This window comes from Paraburkholderia fungorum, assembly GCF_900099835.1.
Classification (GTDB): domain Bacteria; phylum Pseudomonadota; class Gammaproteobacteria; order Burkholderiales; family Burkholderiaceae; genus Paraburkholderia; species Paraburkholderia fungorum_A.
In genome coordinates this window covers 1,601,181-1,622,675 of the sequence record NZ_FNKP01000001.1, presented here as the reverse complement: position 1 = coordinate 1,622,675, position 21,495 = coordinate 1,601,181, and the positions used below count along the sequence as shown (strand labels likewise).

Here is a 21,495-nt window from a genome sequence, read left to right as displayed (position 1 = left end):
CGCCGTCCCACACAAGCTCGCGTCAGACCAGAAACGTCTGCGCGAGCTTCACCCAGTACGCCGCGCCGGTGGCGAGGCAATCGTCGTTGAAGTCGTAGCCGGGGTTGTGGACCATGCAGCCGCCCTCGCCGTCGCCATTGCCGATGATCAGATAGCTGCCCGGACACTGTTCCAGCAGGAACGCGAAATCCTCGCTGCCGGTGAGCGGCTGCATGTCGGCGATCAGGCCGTCTTCGCCGAGCCAGTCAAGCGCGACCTGCTTCGCCAGCCCGGTCATGTCCGCATCGTTGACGAGCACCGGATAGCGCCGCTGATAATCCACCGTGGCGCGTCCGCCGAACACGGCCGCCTGTCCGCAAACCACCGCCGTAATACGCTCCTGCAGATAGTCGCGGACCTCGGGTTTCAGCGCGCGCACCGACAGACGCATCTCGGCGGTTTCGGGAATCACGTTCGGCGCTTCGCCCGCGTGAATCGCGCCGACGGTGATGATCGCCATGTCGAGCGGCGCGACGTTGCGCGACACGATGGACTGCAACGCAAGCACGATCTGCGCGCAGATCACGACCGGATCGACCGCCTTCTGCGGCACCGCGCCATGACCGCCGCGCCCGGTCACGGTGATGATCACCGTATCCGACGACGCCATGAACGAGCCCGGCAGAAAGCCGAATTTGCCGGTAGGAAAGCCCGGCATGTTGTGCATCGCGAAGACCGCATCGCACGGGAATTTCTCGAACAGGCCGTCTTCGAGCATTTTTCGCGCGCCGGCCTGACCTTCTTCGGCAGGTTGAAAAATCACGTTCAACGTGCCGTCGAAGTCCTTTTCCTGCGCGAGATGTTTGGCGGCGGCCAGCAGCATCGCCGTATGGCCGTCGTGGCCGCACGCGTGCATCTTGCCGGGCACCGTGCTCGCGTACGGGAGGCCGGTGGTTTCGTGAATCGGCAGCGCGTCCATGTCGGCGCGAATGCCGAGCTTGCGGGTGCCGTTACCCACTTTCAACTGACCGACCACGCCCGTCTGACCCAGCCCGCGATGCACCGTATAGCCCCACGCCTGCAAACGCTCGGCGACCAGATCGCCGGTCGCGAATTCCTCGTAAGCCAGTTCGGGCTTCGCGTGGATGCGATGGCGCAGCGCGATCATTTCTTCTTCGAGTTCGGCGATGCCCGCCGGGATAGCCATGGTGTTCACGAGTCGTCTCCGTCGATAAAAATCGTGAACCCAGCATAGCCGCGCCGATTTTCCGGCGGCAGACGTAGAATCGTGACACCGGCAACTTTCAGTTGCCACCCTTCTATAGCGCTATGCCGATGAAACTCCATCAACTCAGTACGTTGGCGGCGATTGCCGACACTGGAAGTATCCGGGCCGCGTCGCGCTCGCTGGGCATTTCGCCGGCTGCCGTGACCAAGGCGATGCGCGAACTGGAAGCCGATCTGCACGCGCCGCTGCTGGTGCGCAGCGCGAGCGGCGTGGCCTTCACCGAGTTCGGCCGCGCGCTGGTCGTGCATGCGCGCGTGGTGCTCGGTCAGTTGCAGCGCGCCGAGGCGGAGATCGAAGCGTTGCGCGGCGCGGCGGCGGGCAAGCTGTCGATCGGCGTCACGCCGTGGGTCGCGCTGACGTTTTTGCCGGCCGCTGTGCAGCGTTTCCGGCAACGGATGCCCGAAGTCCAGCTGGAGTTTTTCGAAGGCCTGCTGGCGGTCGTGCAACCGCGACTGCGCGACGGCAGTCTCGATTTTTCGATTGGCCGGCCGCCGCCTGCATCACCGCAATCGGAGTTTCACAACGTGCCGCTGTTTTCGACGCATTCGGCGGTGGTCGCGCGGCGCGATCATCCGAAGGCAGGTTGCCGCACGCTGCTCGAACTGGAAGACGCGGAGTGGGTGTTGAACTGGGACCCGGCGAGCCGCGAGTCGATCTCGGACAACCTGTTCCGCAAGCGCGGCATGCGCGTGCCGCACACCATTCATCTCGCGCATTCGCTGGCGATCGTATTGGGGCTGCTCGCGCACACGGACATGCTCAGCATTTTTCCGTGGCCTCTCGTCGAGGTGACGCTGGCCAGAGAAAATCTGTGGGCGCTGCCATTGCGCGAAACGGTGGATGAAACCATCGTCAGCATCACGTCGCGCCGGGGTGCGCCGACCAGTCCGGCGGCAGCATGCTTTCTCGAGTGTCTGCGCGAGGTGATCGATGAAGGCGCGCGCTCGCAGGACCCCGAGCAGCGGCGCCTGTTTCACTCGATAGAGTTGCTGCTGTAGTGGCGTCGATGCGGGTCCTCAGTCGAGATACTCCGCCGCGCGCTTGCGCAGCACCGCGCTGAAATCGTCGAGCCAGCCGATCGACAGACGCCAGCTCTGCCAGTACAGATCGACGTCGATATGCTTGCCGGGTGCCATCTCTACCAGCTCGCCGTTCGCCAGATGCGCGGCGATCATCCGCTCGGGGCACATGCCCCAGCCGAGCCCCGTCACGCACGCGCGCAGAAAACCGGCGACGTGCGGAATCCAGTGCAAAGGCGGATCGATTTCCGCGCGCGTCACGCGCCGGATGAAGCGCTTCTGCAACTGATCCTTCGGGTTGAAATCGACGCACGGCGTGCGCTTCAAACTTTCGCGGGTGACGCCGTCGGCGAAATGACGGGCGAAGAATGCAGGCGAGCAAACCGCCATATAGCGCATGCGGCCGAGCCGCGTGGACCGGCAGCCCTGCACCGGCTCGGCCTGCGTGGTGACCGCGCCCTGCACGCTGCCGTCGCGGATTCGTTGCGCGGTGTGATCCTGATCGTCGACGACCAGATCGAGCAGCATCTCCCGTTCGACGCAGAACGGCGCGACCGCATCGATAAACCAGGTGCCGACGCTGTCGTCGTTCACCGCGACACGCAGCGCCGGCCACGGTTCGACCAGCGTGCCGGGCAGCGCCGGCAGACGGCCGCTCAATTCGGCTTCCAGCAACAGCACACGCTCGGTATGGCGGCACAGCAACGCACCGGAGGTGGTCGCGACACACGGCTGGCCGCGCTTCACCAGCACGCTGCCGACGCGCTCCTCCAGCAGTTTGACCCGCTGCGATACCGCCGACGGCGTGACATTCAGCACGCTCGCCGCGCGGTCGAACGAACCGTGACGGACCACGGCGGCCAGCGCATCGAGCAGTGCATAGTCGAGCATTAGCGTTCCTTAATCGGCATTAACTAAATTAGCTTCTCTTACGGCAAGCGAAACCGCAGACTAGCGCCATTGGTACTCCCCGTCTACTGGATCGACTATGAACTGGCTGTCTTTTTCCCACGGAGCCGCGCTGTGCGCATCGCTGATCGTGACCATCGGCGCGCAGAACGCTTTCATCCTCCGTCAGGGCATCATGCGCTCGCATGTCGGCAAGATCGTGCTGCTGTGCGCGCTGTCGGACTTCATCCTGATCGGCGCGGGCGTCGGCGGCGCGTCGGTGCTCGTCGAGCGCTACCCGGCGTTCGTTCACGCGATGCTGTACGTCGGGCTCGCGTACCTCGCGTGGTTCGGCATCAACGCGCTGCGTCGCGCGGTGCGGCCGGGGCATGCGGTTCTGGATGCAGGCTCGAACGATGAAACCGGTGCGAGTGGTGCGCCCCCTGCGCCAGCCCAACGCGCACTGCCGATCGTCCTGATGACGCTCGCGTTCACGTGGCTCAATCCGCACGTTTATCTCGACACATTCCTGCTGATCGGCACGGCGGGCGCGCGCGAGCCGGAGGGCGCGAGAGTTGCGTTTGCGCTCGGCGCGATGGCGGTTAGCGGCGTCTGGTTCGTGGGCCTCGGATACGGTGCGCGCGCGTTGGCTCCGCTGTTCAAGCGTGCGACGGCGTGGCGAGTGCTCGATGGTGCCATCGGCAGCATGGTGTTGCTGCTCGCGGTGACGCAGCTGCGGTGAACCGGTTGAAGCAACGCGGACCGACCCGCGCCGCGTTGCAAAAAGAACACAGTTTTCTTCGCAAAATCATGAACTTGAGAAGCACTCGCGATCCGCTTCGGGCGCCCACCAAATAGCTTTCGCCTAACCCGCTCAAGGCTTCATTCTCACGGCCGGCAAAGGCGAAACCCACGCTGGCGGCCGCTCCAGCCCCTTCCCTCCCGCTGGCAACTTCGCGGCGCCGCGCCCCGAACGACCTGCTATCCCGTCTCCATTCCGTTCCTCGAAAGCGACTTCACCACCCTGAAGCATTTCTTTTGGGAGAAATATTCCTCGTCATGCCCCGATTTAACGCCAATTAATCAGGTTGTTCAGCGCCTGAAATCCTGCTATCGCGGTGAAACTGTCAACTATGTTCAGCCATCGTTAAATCGCGCCATTTGAGGTATTTCAATTGATACCGCGTCGATATAATCGCCGCCAGTTATGCACGTTGCCTGCTCCTTCGCCTGTGGTGCCATAATCCGCGCCGCGCTAAAGCAGGGCCGGCGGCAATCTCATAACAGAGAACTTCCGGCAGCGCGATTCCAGCACCGGCTTGCAGCGCCAAACGATTGCTGAAAGCGAATCGAAACATTAACGGGGGCCGACAAGTGAAGTATTTTTTAGAAATCGCTATTATTGAGCGAAATCTTCCTCTTGCTTACACGGCTCAGGAGATTAAGGCCGGTTAGAATCCGGGCCGATTAGCTGGCGACGGGGCCGGCAACGAGGACCATCCCAGATAATCGGGATTCAAATAAAAACACCCAGCCGCCAGGAGTGATTTTCATCACGCCCGACCGGTCGAGTCTGCATACCGCGTTGTTTTTGTGGGGTGGCCAGCCCTGGTGCGTGCAGCGTGGGAAAGTCGAAATAAAGACGATAACAATGCCTGTACGAATCATGTCGGTGTTCGGCACGAGGCCGGAAGCCATCAAGATGGCGCCGCTCGTCAAACAGCTGGAAGCGGACCGGGAAGTTGAATCAATCGTTTGCGTGACCGGCCAGCACGGCTCGATGCTCACGCAAGTGCTGGAATTCTTTGGCATCACGCCGCACTACGATCTCGCGCTGATGACGGCGAACCAGACCCTCAACGGCCTGGCGTCACGTCTGTTTGCGTCGCTCGACGATGTGCTCGAACGCGCCCAGCCGGACCGCGTGCTCGTGCACGGCGACACCACCACGGCCAGCATGGCCGCGCTCGCCGCGTTCCACCGCCGGATTCCCGTCGGTCACATCGAGGCGGGTCTGCGCACCGGCAATCTGCAGCAGCCTTGGCCTGAAGAAATGAACCGCCGCGTCGTCGACGTGGTGAGCGACCTGATGTTCGCGCCGACCGCCGGTTCGAAGGCCAATCTCGCGCGCGAATCGCTGGCCGGGCGCGTGATCGTCACCGGCAACACCGTGATCGACGCGCTGCATGAAACCACCGCCCGCCTCGACGCCGATCCGGCGTTGCGCGCGTCGCTCGAAGCGCGCATGAGTTTCGTCGACGGCAAGCGGCCGCTGCTGCTCGTGACGGGCCATCGCCGCGAAAGCTTCGGCCCCGGCTTCGAGAACATCTGCGCCGCGCTGGCCGAACTGGCGCACAGCGAAGACCTGCAGATCGTCTATCCGGTGCATCTGAATCCGAACGTGCGCGGCCCCGTGCAGGCGACGCTCGGCAACGTGCGCAACGTGCATCTGATCGAGCCGCTCGACTACGTGGGCTTCGTCTGGCTGATGCAGCGCACGTCGATCATCCTCACCGATTCGGGCGGCGTGCAGGAAGAAGCCCCCGCGCTCGGCAAGCCCGTGCTGGTGATGCGTGACGTGACCGAGCGGCCCGAAGCCGTGGCGGCCGGCACGGTACGGCTGGTCGGCACGGCGCGCGAGTCGATCGTGAACGAAGTGCGGGCGCTGCTGCACGATCCGCAGGCTTACGGCGAATTCGCACGGCGCGTCAACCCGTACGGCGATGGACGTGCATCGGCGCGCATCGTCGCCAGTCTCACGGGGCGTCCGTTCGACGAGTTCGCCGGGGAGCACGCAGACCGGAGCGGCGATACGCGAACCGGCGTTGCGTTGCCCGACTCGACCGAAGCCGCCCAGGTCACCTGAGTCCGCCCTCGCCCGACCGAATCCGCCCGACTCGACCCAAGCCCGCCTGACTACGCCGTCCGGCCAATCCGAGCTTTTACGACATTCCCAGAGCCTGTTCATGCCGCTGCCCCGACGTATTTTTGCTTCCCTGGTCTTTGCCGGTGCCGGCATCGCCCTGCCTGCGATCAGCCACGCGAGCGCGGCTGCCGACAGCCTGCGCCAGCTCACGGCCAACACCGGGGTGACGCGCAACGTCACGCTGTCCGACCTGGGCATCAGCGATGCCGTGGTGCTGACGGGCGGCGCGACCCAGGACTTCTATCTGCCGGTGCCGAGAAACCTGACGCTCGCCAACGCATCGATCGCGTTCGACAGTCACTACCTCAAGGGACAAACCGGCACGGCGTCGGCAGTGCTCGCGGTGGACGGCCAGCCGGTCGTATCACAGGCGCTCGCCGACGGCGACGGCCTGATCCAGCGCTCGCTCGCGGTGACCCCGCGCGTCCACGGCAGCGGCTTCGTGCGCCTCGGCGTCAGCCTGCTGTCGAACACCGGCATCCGTCATTGCGAAACCCCGGATTCCGCCGCGAACTCGCTCGTGATCTCGCCGCAGACGCGCCTCACCTACCGCGTCGAAACCAGCGCCGTCACGAGCCTCGACGACGCCTGGAGCACGCTGCCGGGCGAACCCGTGCTGCTCGTCTCCAGTTCCCACCTCGACTCCGCCGCCTTCGACAGCGCATGGCGTCTCGGCGTGGCGCTCGAACGCGGCGGCAAGCGCGTCTCCGTGCACGCGCTGCCGGCGGTCGGCCAGAGCGTCGACACGCGCGGTCTGAACGTGCCCGATGCGTTCGCCAGCCTGCCCGCCTTCGCCGCGCTACGCGACAACTCGGCGGCTCACAAGCTCGCAAGCGATGCCGAACTCGGTGCGCTGATCGTGCTCGGCGCGCCAGGCGTGAGCGGCGACGTGGTCGTCGCCGACGCGGCGCTGCGCACGCGGCTCGCTGCTGCGTTCGACGCGCTGACGGCGCAACTCGCCAGCGACCCCGACGCGCAAGCCGCGCTGAAAGCCTGGCGCACGAGCCACGCAACGCTGGCGGACACCGACTCCCGCGCGCAGCAGATCCGCCTGGCCACGCTCGGCGAACATACGGTCGTAGCCGTTTCGCCCGACGCGGGCGCCCAGGCCGCCGGTCTGTTCGACGACACGCTGCGCCGCGCGCTGACGACCGACAGCGTCGTCTCGCCGATCGCCCAGCCCGACCAGCGCGCCAACGGCAAATTCATGCGCCTGTCGAATCTCGGCGGCTCCGCGCAGGCGTTCGACGTGCTCGCGCGCGGCGACTGGACCGTGAGCTTCCCGCTTGCCGCCGTCTCGTCCGATTCGCGCATGCCGTCCGAGATCACGCTGTATGTGGCGGCGGCGCCGGGACCTTCGTCGTCGCGTCCGGTGGCGACGATCTACTGGAACGGCATCCTGCTCGCCGCCAAACAGCTTCGCGCGGACGGCCAGCCCGAACAGCTGCACGCGCGCGTGCCGGGCTACGTGCTCGGCGTGAACAACAATCTGCGTCTGTCGGTGCAGCGTCAGCCGTATTCCGCCGACTGTAACGAGACGCCGCAGGCGTACCCGGTCAATGTGCTGCCCGCATCGAGCTTCATCACTTCGGGCGACGCCGATCCTGACGGCACCTTCATCGGCCTGCTGCCGCTGATGGCGGGTCATCCGCAACTGATCGTGCCGCAGCGTTATCTGGCCGACGCGCCGGATCATCTCGCGAGCGTGATCGCCATGGCGCTCGCCAGCGGGCTTTCGCCGACGCAGACGGAACTGACCGTCGCCAACGGCAACGACGCCGTCAAGCCGGCCAAGCCGTTCCTTGCGATGGAAGTCAACGTGGACGGAGCGAATCCGTCCGCCCGCGTGACCGATGGCCAGCGTCTGCAGATTCGCGGCAAGACCGTCGACTGGCTCGACGCGACCGGCCTCAAACATCTGTCGACCGTTGAAGTCGTGCGTGCCCAGGGTGAAGACGGCCTGCTGTGGTACGCGATCGGCGCGGACCGGCCGGGCATCGGCGGGACGCAGGCCGTGCAGCCGTTCGTGCTGAACCGCGGCAATCTCGCGATCATCGGCGACAACGGCCCGCTCGCGTGGATCGACAGCGGCAACCCCGACGCGAGCATGCCGCCGGGCGCGGGCGAAACGCCGTTCTACGAATGGCGCCGTTACGTGTCGTGGGGCGTGCCGGCGATCGCGATCACGCTGTTCGTGTTCCTGACGCTGCTGGTCGTCGCAAGACGCACCCGCCGCAAGAAAGAAGACAAGTAACGTCGAGCCACCGCGCGCCATGATCTCCTCGCTCTACTGGCCTTATCTCGCCGCAGACTACTACTACGCTCTCCAGCTGGTGAGCGTGGTGGTAGGCGTCATCATTCTGCTGTCGAGCATCGATGACCTGTTCATCGACGGCTGGTACTGGATCCGGCAGCTGTACCGCTCGCTGACTGTCTGGCGACGTCACACGCCGTTGCAGGCGGCGCAGTTGCGCGCCGTGCCGGAGCAGCCGATCGCGATCATGGTGCCCGCGTGGCTCGAGTACGACGTGATCGCGCCGATGCTCGAAAGCATGGTCGGCACGCTCGAATACAAAAACTACATGATCTTCGTCGGCACCTATCGCAACGACGACAAGACCCGCAACGAAGTCGAGCGGATGCGCCGCCGCTACCGCCAACTGGTGCGCGTGGAAGTGCCGCACGACGGTCCGACCTGCAAGGCCGACTGTCTGAACTGGATCGTCCAGGCGATCTTCCAGCAGAACGAACGGCAGGCCGAACCGTTTGCGGGCGTGACGCTGCACGACAGCGAAGACGTGCTTCACCCGCTCGAACTCAAGTACTACAACTATCTGCTGCCGCGGATGGATTTCATCCAGTTGCCGGTCACGTCGCTGGAGCGCGAGTGGTACGAACTCGTCGCGGGCACCTACATGGACGAATTCGCGGAGTGGCACACGAAGGATCTCGTGGTGCGCGAGAGTCTGTCGAAGATGGTGCCTTCGGCGGGCGTCGGCACCTGCTTCTCGCGGCGCGCACTCGAAGTGCTTGCCGCAGAAACGGACAACCAGCCGTTTAACACCGACACGCTGACCGAAGACTACGACATCGGCGCGCGCCTCTCACGCAGCGGCATGCGGCAGATTTTCGGCAAGTTCCGGGTGGAATACGTGACACGGCGCACGTCGCTGTTCGGCCTCGGCCGCCAAAAAATCTCGACGATCTCGATGCCGCTCGGGATTCGCGAATACTTCCCCAACACGTTTCGCACCGCGTACCGGCAGAAGGCGCGCTGGACTCTCGGCATCGGCCTGCAAGGCTGGGCGCAGGTGGGCTGGAAAGGATCGCTGGCGGTGAAGTACCTGCTGTTTCGCGATCGCAAGGGGCTCGCCACGTCGTTCGTCGCGATCCTCGCGTATCTGCTGCTGCTCAACTTCATCGGCTTCTGGATCGCCGCGCGGCTGGGCTGGTGGACGGTCTACTATCCGTCGCTGTTCTCGCCCAACGGCTGGCTCGCGACGCTGATGAGCCTGAACTCGTTCGCGCTCGCGCTGCGCGTGTCGCAACGCAGCTACTTCGTGTACCGCATGTATGGCTGGGAGCATGCGCTGCTGGCCGTGCCGCGCATGGTGATCGGCAACTTCATCAACGCGATGGCGGCGGCGCGCGCGTGGCGTCTGTTCATCGGACACCTGATTACCGGCAAGCGGCTCGCCTGGGACAAGACGATGCACGATTTCCCATCCGCCGATCAGCTTACGCAGCAGCGGCAGCGACTCGGTGAATTGCTGCTCTCGTGGCAGGCCATCGACGAAACCAAGCTCGCGTACGCGCTCGACGTCCAGCGGCGGGAAGGCCGGCCGCTCGGACAGATTCTCGTCGAACGCGGCTGGCTCGACGAAGCCACGCTGCACGAAGCCATCACTTTCCAGCAGGATGCGTTCAGCACTCCGCCATCGCCCGAGGCCGCCCAGGCGGATGCCGCAGCATGAAGTCATTTCCGTCTTATCGTCGGCGAGCCGCCGGTCCGGCTGCGCGCCGTGTGAAGCGTATTGCGCAGGCCGTCTGTTGGGCTGCGCTTGCCGCTGGCTGGACCGCGTGTGCGGATGCGGCAGAACCTGTGCTGGCTGGTGCGACTGTTGGGACTAGTGGAGCTACTGGAGCCTCTACGGCTGCTGGGACTGCTGTGATTGCTGGAACTGCTGGGGCCGCTACAGCTGCAGGAACCGTTGGAACGGCTGGAATTGCTACGGCTGCTGAAACAACTGCAACCGCCGGAACCGCGACAGTTGCTGGCCCCGCCACAACCACGCACGCGGCAACTCAAGCGCCGAAAGTGGCCGCGAAAGAAGCGCCGCTGACCGGCGACGCGTGGAAGTTCGGCGACGCGGCGTTCAAAGCCTATAACCGCAAGGACTACGCCACCGCCGATTCGCTGGCGGCCCGCGCGCTCGCGCTGCGTCCCGACGTCACGCGGCTGTGGCTGCTGCGCGTCTACGCGCTGCAGAACCAGAACCGCCCCGCCGACGCGCTGAATGTCGCGCAGACCGCGCTCGCGCACGGCCACCGCGACCCGGCGCTCACCGCCGCCCGCGATACGCTGCGCGCGACGCTCGCGGGCGGCCATGGCGCAGGTTCGGGTGCCGTCACGCCGACCACGCAAACGCCCGCATGGAAATTCGGCGACGCCGCGTACAAGGACTATGCGGCGGGCCACTACGCCGAGGCGACCGATCACGCGCGCGCTTCGTTGCGCCTGCAACCCGACAACCCGGGGCTGCGAGGCCTGCTCGTCTACTCGCTCGAACGTCAGCAACGGATCGACGAGGCCGCGCGCGAAGCCGACGCGGCCCTGCGCCTGTCGCCCAACGACGAAGCGCTGCAAGCGTTGCGCGACCGGATGCATCGGCTGCTCGCGCCGACGCCCGCCAAAGCGGCCTGGGACGCTTATCGTTCGGGCGACTACGCGCAGACCGCCGTGCTCGCGCGCGAAGCGATCCGCCAGGCGCCGGACGTGCAGAGCTATCGCTATCTGCTGACGGGCGCGCTTCTGAGCGAAGGCGAGTACACCCAAGCCGACGCCGCCGCCAGCGACGCCCTCGCTCAGGACGGCGACGATGCGCTGTCGCTCGCGATGCGCGGCTTCGCGCGCGCGCAACTCGGCCAACCCGATGCGGCGCGCGCGGATCTGAACAAGGCGCTCAAGCAGGACTGGCTGTCCGATCAGCAGATGGCGACGGTCAAACGCATCGCCGCCGATACGCTGCGCGTGAATGCGGGTGCGGGTGCGGGTGCGGGTGCCGCCACGGGCACGGGCACAACCACCGCTGCCATAACCCCGGGCACCACAACGGCCGCCACGGCAACAACCGCCGCCACGACCGCAGCGCCCCTGAGCACAACCACATCCACAACCCTCGCCGCCCGCTCCCCCGCGCAATCCGCGCCCGTGGTCTTCTGCACCTCCGACCCGCAGGATGTGCTGTGCAACCTGCTGCCGGCCGGATCGAGCCTCGCTGGCGCCGGCCCCGGCTACGACGCCGCCACGCGCGCCTACGCGGCTTTCGCGCATCGCGATTTCAACGCGGCCGTGAGCGCGGCGAACGAAGCCGTGCAGGCCGCCCCGGACAATCTCGCCTACCGTCTTCTGCTCGTGAACGCGCTCGAACGCGCGGGCAAGCGCAAGCAGGCACGCGCGGCCTTCAAACCGGTCACCCGACTCAAGGACGTGCCGCCGGACGAATCGCTCGACGTCGCCTACACTGCCCAGCGGCTCGGCTACAACCGCCAGGCGCGCAACGCGTTTGCGAGCGCCGTCGATGCAGCCGACGCCGGCCAGATCGAACTCGCGCCGCAGTCGCGCCAGAACGTGCGCCAGGCCGTCTCCGACCTCGACCGCACGTGGGGCTTCACCGGCGCGCTCGGTTACGGCACGGTCGGCGTGATGAACTCGCAGTTCGCGCCGTCGCTGAGCGCGCGGCGCACGCTGCAGTCGTCGCAGGAGTTGTACTGGCGGCCGCCGGTGATCGGCAACGTCAACGGCAGCGTGTTCGAGGTCTACGCGCGGATGAACCAGGCGCTCTACGACGGCACCGGCGGCGCCACCGGCCTGCCGACCAATCAGGCCGTGTTCGGCGCGCGCTGGAAGCCGTTCTCGCAGCAGAATTTCGTGTTCGCCGTGGAGCGTTTCGTGCCGATCGGCAGCGACAGCCGTACCGACTGGCTGCTGCGCGGCGCGTGGTCCGAAGGCGAAGGCGGCAGTTTGCGGGTCGATCGCTCGAACTGGCAGTACTGGCAGGTCTATGCCGAAGGCGACTACTTCATCGACCATCCGCAGACGCTCGGCACGTTCGAAGCGCGCTACGGACGCGCGTTCGCCACCGCGCACAACCTCGTGACGATGCCGTACCTCGCGCTGAACGCGGCTTACGACAGCCTGCTCGATCGCCACGCGACCGCGGGCATCGGGCCGGGCGTCGCGATGCGTCTGTGGTTCCGCGAGGACGCTCATCACGCGCCACGCTCGTTCGTCGAACTGAACGTCCAGTACCGCGTGCGCGTGGCCGGCGACGATCGCTCGGACGGCGTGTTCGCCGGTCTTTATTTTTCGTATTGAGGATTGAGCCCATCATGCTTTTCCGCTCGTTGCTTTGCGCCCGGTCTCGCGGCTTGTCCGGTGCCACGTTTGTTGCGCGATTCCGCGCCACGTTTCGCGTCACGTTTCGCGTCACGTTTCCCGCTTCGTTGCGCGCGTCGTTCCGGGCCGCCTTGCACGCTCCGTTCCGCGCCCCGGCACACGCTGCGCTCGCCGTCGCCCTGCTCGGCGGCGTCCACGGCGCAGCCTACGCCGCAGCCGCCGACGACATGGCGCAGCTCTACGCGCTGCCGCCCGACGGTTCGGTCTATGTGCGCGTGGTCAATCCATCGGCGGTGGCGGTCAAGGTGCAACTCGGCGCGGGCGCGAAACCCGAAACGATCGGCGCGGCCGGCCGCATCGGCACCGACTATCGCGCGATGCCGGGTGGCACGTTGACGCTCGCGATCGACGGCAAGCCCGCCACCGTCGCGGGCACGCTGCCGCACGGCGGCTTCGTCACGCTGATCGCCGGCAAGGCGGGCGCGAGCGTACAGGTAGTCGTCGACGAAAGCCCCGCTGCGGACGGCATGAAGGCCGAACTCTCCGCGTACAATCTCGTGCCCTCGTGCGCCGCCGCGATTCGCGTCGCCGGTGGCCCGACCGTGTTCGGCAGCCTCGCTTCCGGCACGCGCGCAGCGCGAGCGATCAATCCGGTCTCGGCCTCGCTCGACGGCGCGTGCGGCGCGCACGTGTCCGCAGCGCAGGCGCTGCCCGCGCTGAAGGCCGGCGACCGCTACAGCGTGTTCCTCGTCGGCACGGCGGAGCAGCCCACGCTGGTCGGCATGCTCAACCGCACCGAACCGTGGCACGCGCGCTGACCTGCCGCTTCAGGCGACGCCGAATCGATGCCGAACTAATGCCGACGTGACGCTCAAGTGAACCATCGTCTCGCTGGATAGCCGGACCGCCGGATCGCCGCCCTTTCACCCGCTCCATCGCCCTAATCGCTCCATGAAACTCAAGCATCTTCTCGCCGGACTGCTGATCACCGGCACCTGCCTCGCCGCGACGGCCGCGCAAGCGCAAGCCGTGCTGATCGGCAAGGACGACTGGCTTTTCTATGCGCAGGACAACGTGAACGACGCGGGCAAGGCCGGCATCGACAACTCCGTGCGGTTGATGAGCGCCGCGAAAGACGCGTTGCAGGCGCGCGGCATCGGCCTCGTCGTGCTGGTCGCGCCGCTCAAGGCGCGTTTCTACGAAGACAAGCTGCCGGCCGGCACGGGCATTTCAGCCGCCGCCCGCGACCGTTACGCGAACATCGTCGCGAGCCTGCACAGCGCCGGTATCCAGACCGTCGACCTGATGCCGGTGCTGAAGAGCGTCGAGCACGACGACCAGACCGCGTTCTTCCAGAAAGACTCGCACTGGACCGCGTGGAGCGCCGAAGCCGCCGCCGCCGCGACCGCCGACGTGATCCGTCAGAACTGGAAACTCGGCGGCGATGCCGGCACCGGCACGCCGCTCGGCAACTGGATCAAGGAACGCCGTTTCGCCGATTTCGCGGAACTGATGACCGCCCAGCAGCGCAAGGAAGTCGGCCAGGAAATCTACGTCGTACGCGCGAGCAAACCGGAATCCGGCGACCTGCTCGACAGCGCCGCCGCGCCGGTGCACGTGATCGGCAACAGCTTCGTGCAGCCTTATCTGGGCTATCCCGAAGCGCTGTCGCATGCGCTCGACCGGCGCGTCGGCCTGACCTGGAAATACGGCAACTTCGGTCCGTGGGCCGTGTTCCTGCAATACCTCGAATCGCCCGCGTTCCAGCAGGCCCGTCCGCAAGTCGTGGTGTGGCAGCTCAATGAAGTGCAGATGATGTACGGCCCGAACACGAGCGGCCAGTGGGACGCCGCCTCGCTGATGACGGAAGCCGACTGGCGCAGCCGCGTGCAGGCCGCGATCGCGAAGTAAGTGCCATGAACTCGCCTCGTTCCACGATTCCCGCGACGCCAGACCGGACTACGTCGGCTCCGTCAGATGGAGAAGCCAACGCGCCGCGCGGCTCGCATCGCATGACTGCGCTGTGCTTCGGCCTGCTGATGGCGGGCGGGCTGCTGTTCGGCATCCAGCAGACGACGCACGCCGGTCTCGGCTCGCTCGCGCCGTCGCAATGGCTCGGGGGCGCGGCTGGAACGCAGCTCAACAACGCCTTGCGCGTGCCGTTCCACGACACGCTCGAAACCGCCGACGCCGCGTGGCGCTATCGCGTGTTCGGCCAGCTCGGCGCGCAGGTTCGCCAGGGCTGTCCGGGCTGGCTGTTCTATACCGACGGCCTGCGTGCGCCGGTGGCCGATCCCGACGCGGTGGTCGCCGCGCGCATCGCACTGATGCGCCGCCTCGTCGCGCAGTTGCGCGAACAGCACGTCGCCGTGCTCGCCGTCACGGTGCCCGACAAATCGCGCCGCGAAAGCGATGCGCTGTGCGGCCTCACGCGCCCCGCCAGCACCATCGCGCAATTGCCCCGCTGGCAACGCGCGCTCGACGAAGCGGGCGTGGCGCGCGTCGATCTGTCGAGCGTACTCGACAACGTGCCCAAGCCGTTCTACCGGACCGACGTGCACCTGAACCAGCGCGGCGCGGCCGCCGCCGCGCAGGCCGTCGCCACGGCGGCACTGCCGCTGGCCGGCGGTCGCGGGACGCTGCAATACGACATCACGCGCGCCGCCGTCGCCACACCCCGCGTGGGCGACCTGCTGACGCTCGCGGGTCTCGCGAACGCACCGCAAGGCTGGCGTCCCGCGCCGGATAGCTACCTGCCCGAAACCTTCACGCAGCCGTCGGCGGCCGGCCTGCTCGACACCGGCCCGGCCGTCACGGTGATGCTCGCGGGCAGTTCGAATTCGCGCCGCAGTAACTTCGCCGAGCAGCTCGGCCAGTCGCTCGGCGCGCCGGTATGGAACGTGAGCCGCGACGGCGGCAAGTTCGCCGACGCGCTGATGCAGTCGATGGAAGACCGCGCGCACTGGCCGTCCACGCTCAAGCTCGTGATCTGGGAGATGTCGGAGATGTCGCTCGTGCAGCCGCTCAACGCGCTGGAAAAAGCGGCCTTGCGCGACGGCGTGCATGCGGACCTCTAATGGCGGACCCGACGATGTGCCAACGCGGAATACTTCGATGCCCGAACTAACCTGGCTGCCCCGCACTCCCGACTGGACGCAGCGCCTCGACGCGCTGCCGCGCGAGCACGCGCCGGACTGGTCCGCGCTCGTGCAACTTGCCGGCGATAACCTCGATTTTCTGCAGACGGGCAAGCTCGACAAGCGGCTCGTCAAGGCATTCGGCGCCACACCGCCCGACGCGCTGGCGACACCGCCGCTGCGGCTCGCGGTGCTCGGTTCGTCGACGGTCGATCAGTTGCTGCCCGGACTGCGCGTCGGTGCGCTGCGTCACCGGATGTGGACGCAGCTTTACGTGCCCGCCTACGGCCAGGCGATGCGCGAATCGCTCGATCCGGCCTCGGGCCTGTACGCGTTTGCGCCAAACGTCGTGCTGTTCGCGTTCGACGCGCCCTACCTGATCGGCGACGACACAGCCGGACTGAGCGCGGCGCAAGCCGACGCGCGCGTCGAACGCATCGTCGGTGACTTGCGGGCGCTGTGGCTGCGCGTGCGCGAGCGCACCGATGCGCAGTTGATCCAGCAAACGCTGATGCCCACGCTGCTGCCGCTGATGGGCGACAACGAAGCGCGCCTGCCCGGTGCGCCGCTGAACCTGCTGCGTCGTGTGAATGCGGCGCTGCGCGAAGCCGCGCACGAAGCAGGCGTCGATCTGCTCGCACTCGACGACGCCTGCGCGCGCGACGGTCTCGCCGCGTGGCACGACGCGCGTCTGTGGCTGCGCGCGAAGCAGGACGTGTCGCCCGCCGCCGCGCCGATGTACGGCGAGCGCGTCGCCCGCCTCGTCGCCGCACGGCGCGGCGCGAGCGCGAAGTGCCTCGTGCTCGATCTGGACAACACGTTGTGGGGTGGCGTGATCGGCGACGACGGTCTCGCGGGTATCGTGCTCGGCCAGGGCAGCGCCGAAGGCGAAGCTTATGCGGCATTTCAGCGTTACGCGCGCGATCTCACGCGGCGCGGCATCATCCTCGCGGTGTGCTCGAAGAACGACGAAGCGAATGCGTTGCTGCCGTTCGACCAGCATCCCGAGATGGTGCTCAAGCGTGCCGACATCGCGTGTTTCGTCGCCAACTGGCAGGACAAGGCGAGCAATCTTCGGACCATCGCGCAACGTCTGAACATCGGCCTCGACGCGCTCGTTTTCGCCGACGACAACCCGTTCGAGCGCAACCTCGTGCGCGAACATCTGCCGATGGTGCGCGTGCCGGAAATGCCGGAAGACCCTGCGTTTTACGCGGTCACGCTCGCGCAATCAGGCTGGTTCGAAAGCGTCGCGCTGACCGGCGAGGACCGCGAGCGCGCGGCCCAATACCAGGCCAACCAGCAGCGCGAAGCGCAACGTGAAACCGAACGCGAAAGCGGTGGCGATCTCGCGTCGTATCTCGCGGGACTCGGCATGGTGCTCGAATGGAACACGTTCAATTCGACCGACCTGCCGCGCATCGTGCAACTGATCGGCAAGACCAACCAGTTCAATCTCACGACGCGCCGCCACGGCGAAGCGGAAGTGCAGGCGATGATGCGCGATCCGCGCGCCGTCACGCTGCATTTCCGCCTGAAGGACCGTTTCGGCGACAACGGCATCATCGCGATCGTCGCCGCGCTGCCCGATACGGGTGGGGACGCGAACGAAGGCGACTGGCGTATCGACACGTGGCTGATGAGCTGCCGCGTGCTCGGCCGCGAAGTCGAACGCGCGACGCTCGGGGTGCTCGCCGATGCCGCACGGCAAGTGGGCGCGCGTCGATTGATCGGCGAATACTTGCCCACGCCGAAAAACGGCATGGTTCAGGATCACTATTCCGGCCTCGGCTTCGCGCCGCTGGCCAGCTCGCCGGACGCCACCCACTGGGTGCTCGATCTGGCCGGCTTCACTCCTTCTCACGTACCCATGCAAATCCGGAGCATGCAATGACCGACGCAGACATTCTCGACGCCCTGACCGATATTTTCCGCGACGTCTTCGACGACGACAGCGTCACGATCACCCCCGCTTCGACGGCGGCCGAATACGACGCGTGGGATTCGCTGTCCAACGTGAACATCATGGTCGCCTCGGAAATGCGCTTCGGCGTGCGCTTCAAGGCGTCGGAAGTCGAAGGCCTGCACAACGTCGGCGAACTGATCGCGCTGATCCAGCGCCAGCTCGCGGCAAAGCGCTGAGCGAGCGCAGCGCGGCGCGTCATCGACGCCGCGCCCGCTCCTCGACGCATATAGACACGCACATTCACGCACGTTCACGTCAGGCCACATCGCACCGCCATGCTGTTCAATTCGCTACCTTTCCTGCTGCTGTTCCTGCCCATCTCTCTGGGCGGCTACTACCTCGCGGGCGCGCTGCGCCCGGTGGCGGCAGCGGCATGGCTGTGCGTCGTCTCGCTGGTGTTCTATAGCTGGTGGAACCCGGTGTTCGTCACGTTGCTGCTCGGCTCGATTGCGTTCAACTACGCATTGAGCCGCGCAATTCTCGCGACCGAAGAGCGCCCGCGCGCGCAGGCGTGGCTGCTGGCCGGCGGCATCGGCGCGAATCTGGCGCTGCTGTTCTACTACAAGTATCTCGCGACGCTGCTCGGCTTTCTCGCCGCGCACGGCGTCGTCGAGCACGGCATGAAGGACACCATCCTGCCGCTCGGCATTTCGTTCTTTACGTTCACGCAGTTGGGCTTCCTGCTCGATTGCCGCGCGGGTGTCGTGCGCGAGCGCGGCTTCGTGAGCTATGTGCTGTTCGTGACGTTCTTCCCGCACCTGATCGCAGGGCCGATCCTGCATCACAAGGAAATGATGCCGCAGTTCGCCGATCGCGCGAGCTACCGTTTCAAGGCGGAAAACCTGTCGGTGGGCGCGCTGATTTTCATCATCGGGCTCGCCAAGAAAGTGCTGCTCGCCGACGCCATCGCGCCGTGGGCCGAAGCGGGTTTCGACCATCCCGCCGGGCTTCAGTTGCTCGCTTCGTGGGGCACGGCGCTCGCGTACGCGCTGCAACTCTACTTCGACTTTTCGGGTTACTCCGACATGGCGATGGGCCTCGCGAAGATGTTCGGCATCCGCTTCCCGCTGAACTTCAATTCGCCGTACAAGTCCACCGGCATCATCGAGTTCTGGACGCGCTTTCACATGACGCTCACGCGCTATCTGACCGCGTATCTGTACAACCCGGTGGCGATGGCGATTGCGCGTTCGCGCGCGCGCAAGGGACTGCCGGTCGGCCGCAAGGCGACGGCCACCGCACGCGGCTTCGGCAGCATGATCCTGTTTCCGACGATGTTCACGATGGGACTCGCCGGTGTCTGGCACGGCGCGGGGCTGCAGTTTCTGATCTTCGGTCTGCTGCACGGCGCGTATCTGAGCGTCAATCACGCATGGCGCCAGTTCGGTCCGAAGCGCGCTGCGCCCAGCCGCCTGGCGCGCGCGGGTTACGTGTTGCTGACCTTTCTCTGCGTGGTGTTCGCGCTGCTGTTTTTCCGCGCGCACAGCACAGCGGATGCACTGCGCGTCAGCGCCGGCATGCTCGGTCTGCATGGACTCGAACCGCTCGCGCCAATCGCGTTTCCGCTACATGCGCCCGGTCATTCGGGCGTGGCGTGGAGTGCCGGCGACTTCATGCGGCTCGTGTTCGAGCGCTGGGGCGAAGGCTTGCTGCTGATCGTGCTGCTCGCGCTCGTGTGGTGTGCGCCGAACTCGAACCAGATCGCGAACGTCTATTCACCCGCACTCGAAGGACCGGCAAGCGGTGCGCCGGGCTGGCTGCAATGGCGTCCGACGCTTGTCTGGACCAGCGTGTGCGTGCTCCTGTTCGGCTACGCGATGCTCAACCTGCAACACACCGCGCGCTTCCTTTACTTCCAGTTCTGACGCTCACTGCGCCCTACTCATGCTGACCGAATTCGATTGCACGTTCCATCACATCGGCATTGCGTGCCGTGACCTCGACGCCGAGCAGGCCGGCTGGACCGCGCTGGGCTACACGCAGGAAGGCCCGGAGTTCGAAGACCCGGTTCAGCGGGTGCGCGGCCGCTTCCTCACGGGCGCCGGACCGCGCCTCGAACTGCTTGCGCCGACGGCAGAGAACTCGCCGGTGGAAGGCGTGATCAAGCGGCGCACCAAGCTCTATCACCAGGCGTTCGTGACGCCCGCGTTCGACCGCGCGCTCGAAGCCATCGAGGCGCTGGGCGCGCGACGCACAGCCGAACCCGCTCCTGCGGTCGCGTTCGGCGGCAAGCGTATCGTGTTCGTGCTGCTGTTCAACGGCAACATCATCGAGCTGATCGAAGCTGCCTGAGCTTTCACGCCGCGCTCAACCGAGCGCGCGGCGCCACGCATCGAGCAGCGCCTCTGCGCCCGGCTTGTCGCCGATCACCCACGGATCGACCGCGAACGCGACGATGTCTGTCGCGCCGTAGTTGCGCGCGAGGTTCCATTGGGCCTTCACTCTTGCATAGCTCGCCGAGCGCGCCGCGAAGTCGTCACTCCCCGGCTGCGTGGGCGGCAGATTCTCGAACAGTTCCACGATCAGATCGAACGGCACCGCGCGCGACACGAACAGGTCGTGCAGCGGCTGCAAGGGCTCGTAGGCGGCCATGCCCTGCGCGCCCGCTCCGTCCTGGATCATCGGATACACCTGTGTCCGGTCGAGCAGTACGCTCCATAGGCCGTCGAGCGTGGCGTCGGTTTTCAGGCGGCTGTGGAAGGTCGATACGCGCGGCGCGTGGCCGCTCGTGGCGTCCGCGACATCCGCCAGCGTGTTGAGCCAGCGCACCAACCGGTCGACGCGCGCGGGATCGGACCAACTGTATTGCTCGATTTCATACGGTAGATACCAGCCCTGGAACGCGCGATGACGCGGCCACGGCGCCTCGCGCATCCACGCCGTGGTGCGCGTGGCGGTGCTCGCCAGATAGCTGTCGAGCACGCCGGTGTCCGCGCCGCCGATGACCTTCCACCACCGGTCGTCGTACGGCAAACCGAGGTGCACCGTCATGCCGAGTTGCGCGCAATCGTCGAGCAGGCCTTGCAGCAGCGCATCCGGTGCGGTCCACGCGGGTCCGTCTTCGCCATCGATTCCCACCCATTGCACGAACACCGTCTTGCAGCCGAGCGAACGCGTGGTGGCGAGGCGTCGTTGCCATTGCTCGCGGGTCCAGTCGAGATGATCGCGCCATAGCTGGATAAACGTGCCGCCCGTCGTAACGGTAGATTCGCACGCGACCAACGGCAGGCAGGCGGCCAGCGCTGCGGCCTGCAGGAACCGGCGACGCGAAAACGTGAGACGCGGGAAAAAAGTCGGCATGAGCGAGGTCGGAGTGATCGAGCAGGGAGTCCTGGCGTGACGCATCACGATGGACGAACGCGGGCGGCGCTCATTGTAGTGCGGGACGGCATATCGTTGTTTGCCGGCGTTCCTGTTGGGAAAGCTCACCAGTGGCTACGTGTTGTTCGTGTTGCATGTCGGCCCGGTTCGTCTTGTACAGACGTTTTGATAAAAACCTTGAGCACCAATCGATGTTGCAGATGTGAAACGGCCGCTCAGAGCGCGATGCGATGGCATTTCAGTACTTCACCGCCCCTCACGACGTTCCGTGAACATGGCCATTCGCCAATGTCAGACGTGCCCACATTGCCAGCCAGAGCCGACCGGTCACGCGTCTGTGACATCGCACGGC

General features: G+C 66.1%; 16 protein-coding genes. 13 read left to right on the top strand and 3 right to left on the bottom strand.

Annotated elements, in window-relative coordinates; genetic code table 11:
* Window positions 1–22 precede the first annotated feature (22 nt).
* On the bottom strand, window positions 23–1,195 hold the full coding sequence (locus tag BLS41_RS07180) for a M20 aminoacylase family protein (protein WP_074763669.1): 1,173 nt from the start codon (window positions 1,193–1,195) through the stop codon (window positions 23–25).
* A 119-nt stretch (window positions 1,196–1,314) separates the two neighbouring features.
* On the opposite strand from BLS41_RS07180, the gene BLS41_RS07175 reads away from it, so the two are divergent.
* On the top strand, window positions 1,315–2,265 hold the full coding sequence (locus tag BLS41_RS07175) for a LysR family transcriptional regulator (protein ID WP_074766345.1): 951 nt from the start codon (window positions 1,315–1,317) through the stop codon (window positions 2,263–2,265).
* Between the two features lie 18 nt (window positions 2,266–2,283).
* Here the strand turns inward: BLS41_RS07175 and BLS41_RS07170 are convergent, their stop codons facing one another.
* Entirely contained in the window at window positions 2,284–3,177 is an 894-nt protein-coding gene (locus tag BLS41_RS07170) for a LysR family transcriptional regulator ArgP (protein ID WP_074763668.1), read from the bottom strand.
* A 97-nt stretch (window positions 3,178–3,274) separates the two neighbouring features.
* Here BLS41_RS07170 and BLS41_RS07165 point away from each other — a divergent pair, with 97 nt between their 5' ends.
* The 12 genes from BLS41_RS07165 (at window position 3,275) to BLS41_RS07110 (ending at window position 20,114) form a co-directional block, all read left to right on the top strand.
* Complete coding sequence (locus BLS41_RS07165) at window positions 3,275–3,916, top strand: LysE/ArgO family amino acid transporter (protein ID WP_074763667.1); 642 nt, start codon at window positions 3,275–3,277, stop codon at window positions 3,914–3,916.
* A 909-nt stretch (window positions 3,917–4,825) separates the two neighbouring features.
* Entirely contained in the window at window positions 4,826–6,040 is a 1,215-nt protein-coding gene (gene wecB, locus BLS41_RS07160; RefSeq protein ID WP_074763666.1) for a non-hydrolyzing UDP-N-acetylglucosamine 2-epimerase, read from the top strand.
* Between the two features lie 100 nt (window positions 6,041–6,140).
* On the top strand, window positions 6,141–8,354 hold the full coding sequence (locus BLS41_RS07155) for a hypothetical protein (protein WP_074763665.1): 2,214 nt from the start codon (window positions 6,141–6,143) through the stop codon (window positions 8,352–8,354).
* Between the two features lie 19 nt (window positions 8,355–8,373).
* Window positions 8,374–10,074 carry a glycosyl transferase family protein gene (locus BLS41_RS07150; protein WP_074763664.1) on the top strand — a complete coding sequence of 567 codons (1,701 nt, stop codon included), beginning with the start codon at window positions 8,374–8,376 and terminating at the stop codon, window positions 10,072–10,074.
* Between the two features lie 344 nt (window positions 10,075–10,418).
* The gene (locus BLS41_RS07145; protein ID WP_074763663.1) at window positions 10,419–12,698 is read left to right on the top strand and encodes an NfrA family protein; all 2,280 of its coding nucleotides are present in this window, start codon (window positions 10,419–10,421) and stop codon (window positions 12,696–12,698) included.
* Window positions 12,699–12,751: 53 nt separating this feature from the next.
* Entirely contained in the window at window positions 12,752–13,537 is a 786-nt protein-coding gene (locus BLS41_RS07140) for an alginate O-acetyltransferase AlgF (protein ID WP_171910204.1), read from the top strand.
* A 133-nt stretch (window positions 13,538–13,670) separates the two neighbouring features.
* Entirely contained in the window at window positions 13,671–14,630 is a 960-nt protein-coding gene (locus tag BLS41_RS07135) for an alginate O-acetyltransferase AlgX-related protein (protein ID WP_074763662.1), read from the top strand.
* Between the two features lie 5 nt (window positions 14,631–14,635).
* Window positions 14,636–15,796 (top strand): alginate O-acetyltransferase AlgX-related protein, encoded by a 1,161-nt coding sequence (locus BLS41_RS07130; RefSeq protein WP_216350605.1) that lies wholly within the window; start codon window positions 14,636–14,638, stop codon window positions 15,794–15,796.
* A gap of 37 nt (window positions 15,797–15,833) precedes the next feature.
* A complete protein-coding gene (locus BLS41_RS07125) occupies window positions 15,834–17,750 on the top strand; it encodes an HAD-IIIC family phosphatase (protein WP_074763660.1) in 1,917 nt (638 codons plus the stop codon).
* A complete protein-coding gene (locus BLS41_RS07120) occupies window positions 17,747–17,998 on the top strand; it encodes an acyl carrier protein (RefSeq protein WP_074763659.1) in 252 nt (83 codons plus the stop codon). Before BLS41_RS07125 ends, BLS41_RS07120 begins: the two co-directional genes overlap by 4 nt.
* 99 nt (window positions 17,999–18,097) lie before the next feature.
* Window positions 18,098–19,687: an MBOAT family O-acyltransferase gene (locus BLS41_RS07115; protein WP_074763658.1), complete on the top strand. Its 1,590-nt coding sequence runs from the start codon at window positions 18,098–18,100 to the stop codon at window positions 19,685–19,687.
* Between the two features lie 19 nt (window positions 19,688–19,706).
* The gene (locus BLS41_RS07110) at window positions 19,707–20,114 is read left to right on the top strand and encodes a VOC family protein (protein WP_074763657.1); all 408 of its coding nucleotides are present in this window, start codon (window positions 19,707–19,709) and stop codon (window positions 20,112–20,114) included.
* A 15-nt stretch (window positions 20,115–20,129) separates the two neighbouring features.
* Here BLS41_RS07110 and BLS41_RS07105 read toward each other — a convergent pair whose 3' ends face one another.
* A complete protein-coding gene (locus BLS41_RS07105; RefSeq protein WP_074763656.1) occupies window positions 20,130–21,122 on the bottom strand; it encodes a DUF4434 domain-containing protein in 993 nt (330 codons plus the stop codon).
* Between the last annotated feature and the right edge of the window lie 373 nt (window positions 21,123–21,495).

Excerpts from the sequence above, each read along its gene's own strand:
- BLS41_RS07175 (WP_074766345.1), top strand. The coding sequence starts at position 1,315 with ATGAAACTCCATCAACTCAGTACGTTGGCGGCGATTGCCGACACTGGA.
- BLS41_RS07170 (WP_074763668.1), bottom strand. The coding sequence starts at position 3,177 with ATGCTCGACTATGCACTGCTCGATGCGCTGGCCGCCGTGGTCCGTCAC.
- BLS41_RS07165 (WP_074763667.1), top strand. The coding sequence starts at position 3,275 with ATGAACTGGCTGTCTTTTTCCCACGGAGCCGCGCTGTGCGCATCGCTG.
- wecB (WP_074763666.1), top strand. The coding sequence starts at position 4,826 with ATGCCTGTACGAATCATGTCGGTGTTCGGCACGAGGCCGGAAGCCATC.
- BLS41_RS07155 (WP_074763665.1), top strand. The coding sequence starts at position 6,141 with ATGCCGCTGCCCCGACGTATTTTTGCTTCCCTGGTCTTTGCCGGTGCC.
- BLS41_RS07150 (WP_074763664.1), top strand. The coding sequence starts at position 8,374 with ATGATCTCCTCGCTCTACTGGCCTTATCTCGCCGCAGACTACTACTAC.
- BLS41_RS07135 (WP_074763662.1), top strand. The coding sequence starts at position 13,671 with ATGAAACTCAAGCATCTTCTCGCCGGACTGCTGATCACCGGCACCTGC.
- BLS41_RS07130 (WP_216350605.1), top strand. The coding sequence starts at position 14,636 with ATGAACTCGCCTCGTTCCACGATTCCCGCGACGCCAGACCGGACTACG.
- BLS41_RS07125 (WP_074763660.1), top strand. The coding sequence starts at position 15,834 with ATGCCCGAACTAACCTGGCTGCCCCGCACTCCCGACTGGACGCAGCGC.
- BLS41_RS07120 (WP_074763659.1), top strand. The coding sequence starts at position 17,747 with ATGACCGACGCAGACATTCTCGACGCCCTGACCGATATTTTCCGCGAC.
- BLS41_RS07115 (WP_074763658.1), top strand. The coding sequence starts at position 18,098 with ATGCTGTTCAATTCGCTACCTTTCCTGCTGCTGTTCCTGCCCATCTCT.
- BLS41_RS07110 (WP_074763657.1), top strand. The coding sequence starts at position 19,707 with ATGCTGACCGAATTCGATTGCACGTTCCATCACATCGGCATTGCGTGC.
- BLS41_RS07105 (WP_074763656.1), bottom strand. The coding sequence starts at position 21,122 with ATGCCGACTTTTTTCCCGCGTCTCACGTTTTCGCGTCGCCGGTTCCTG.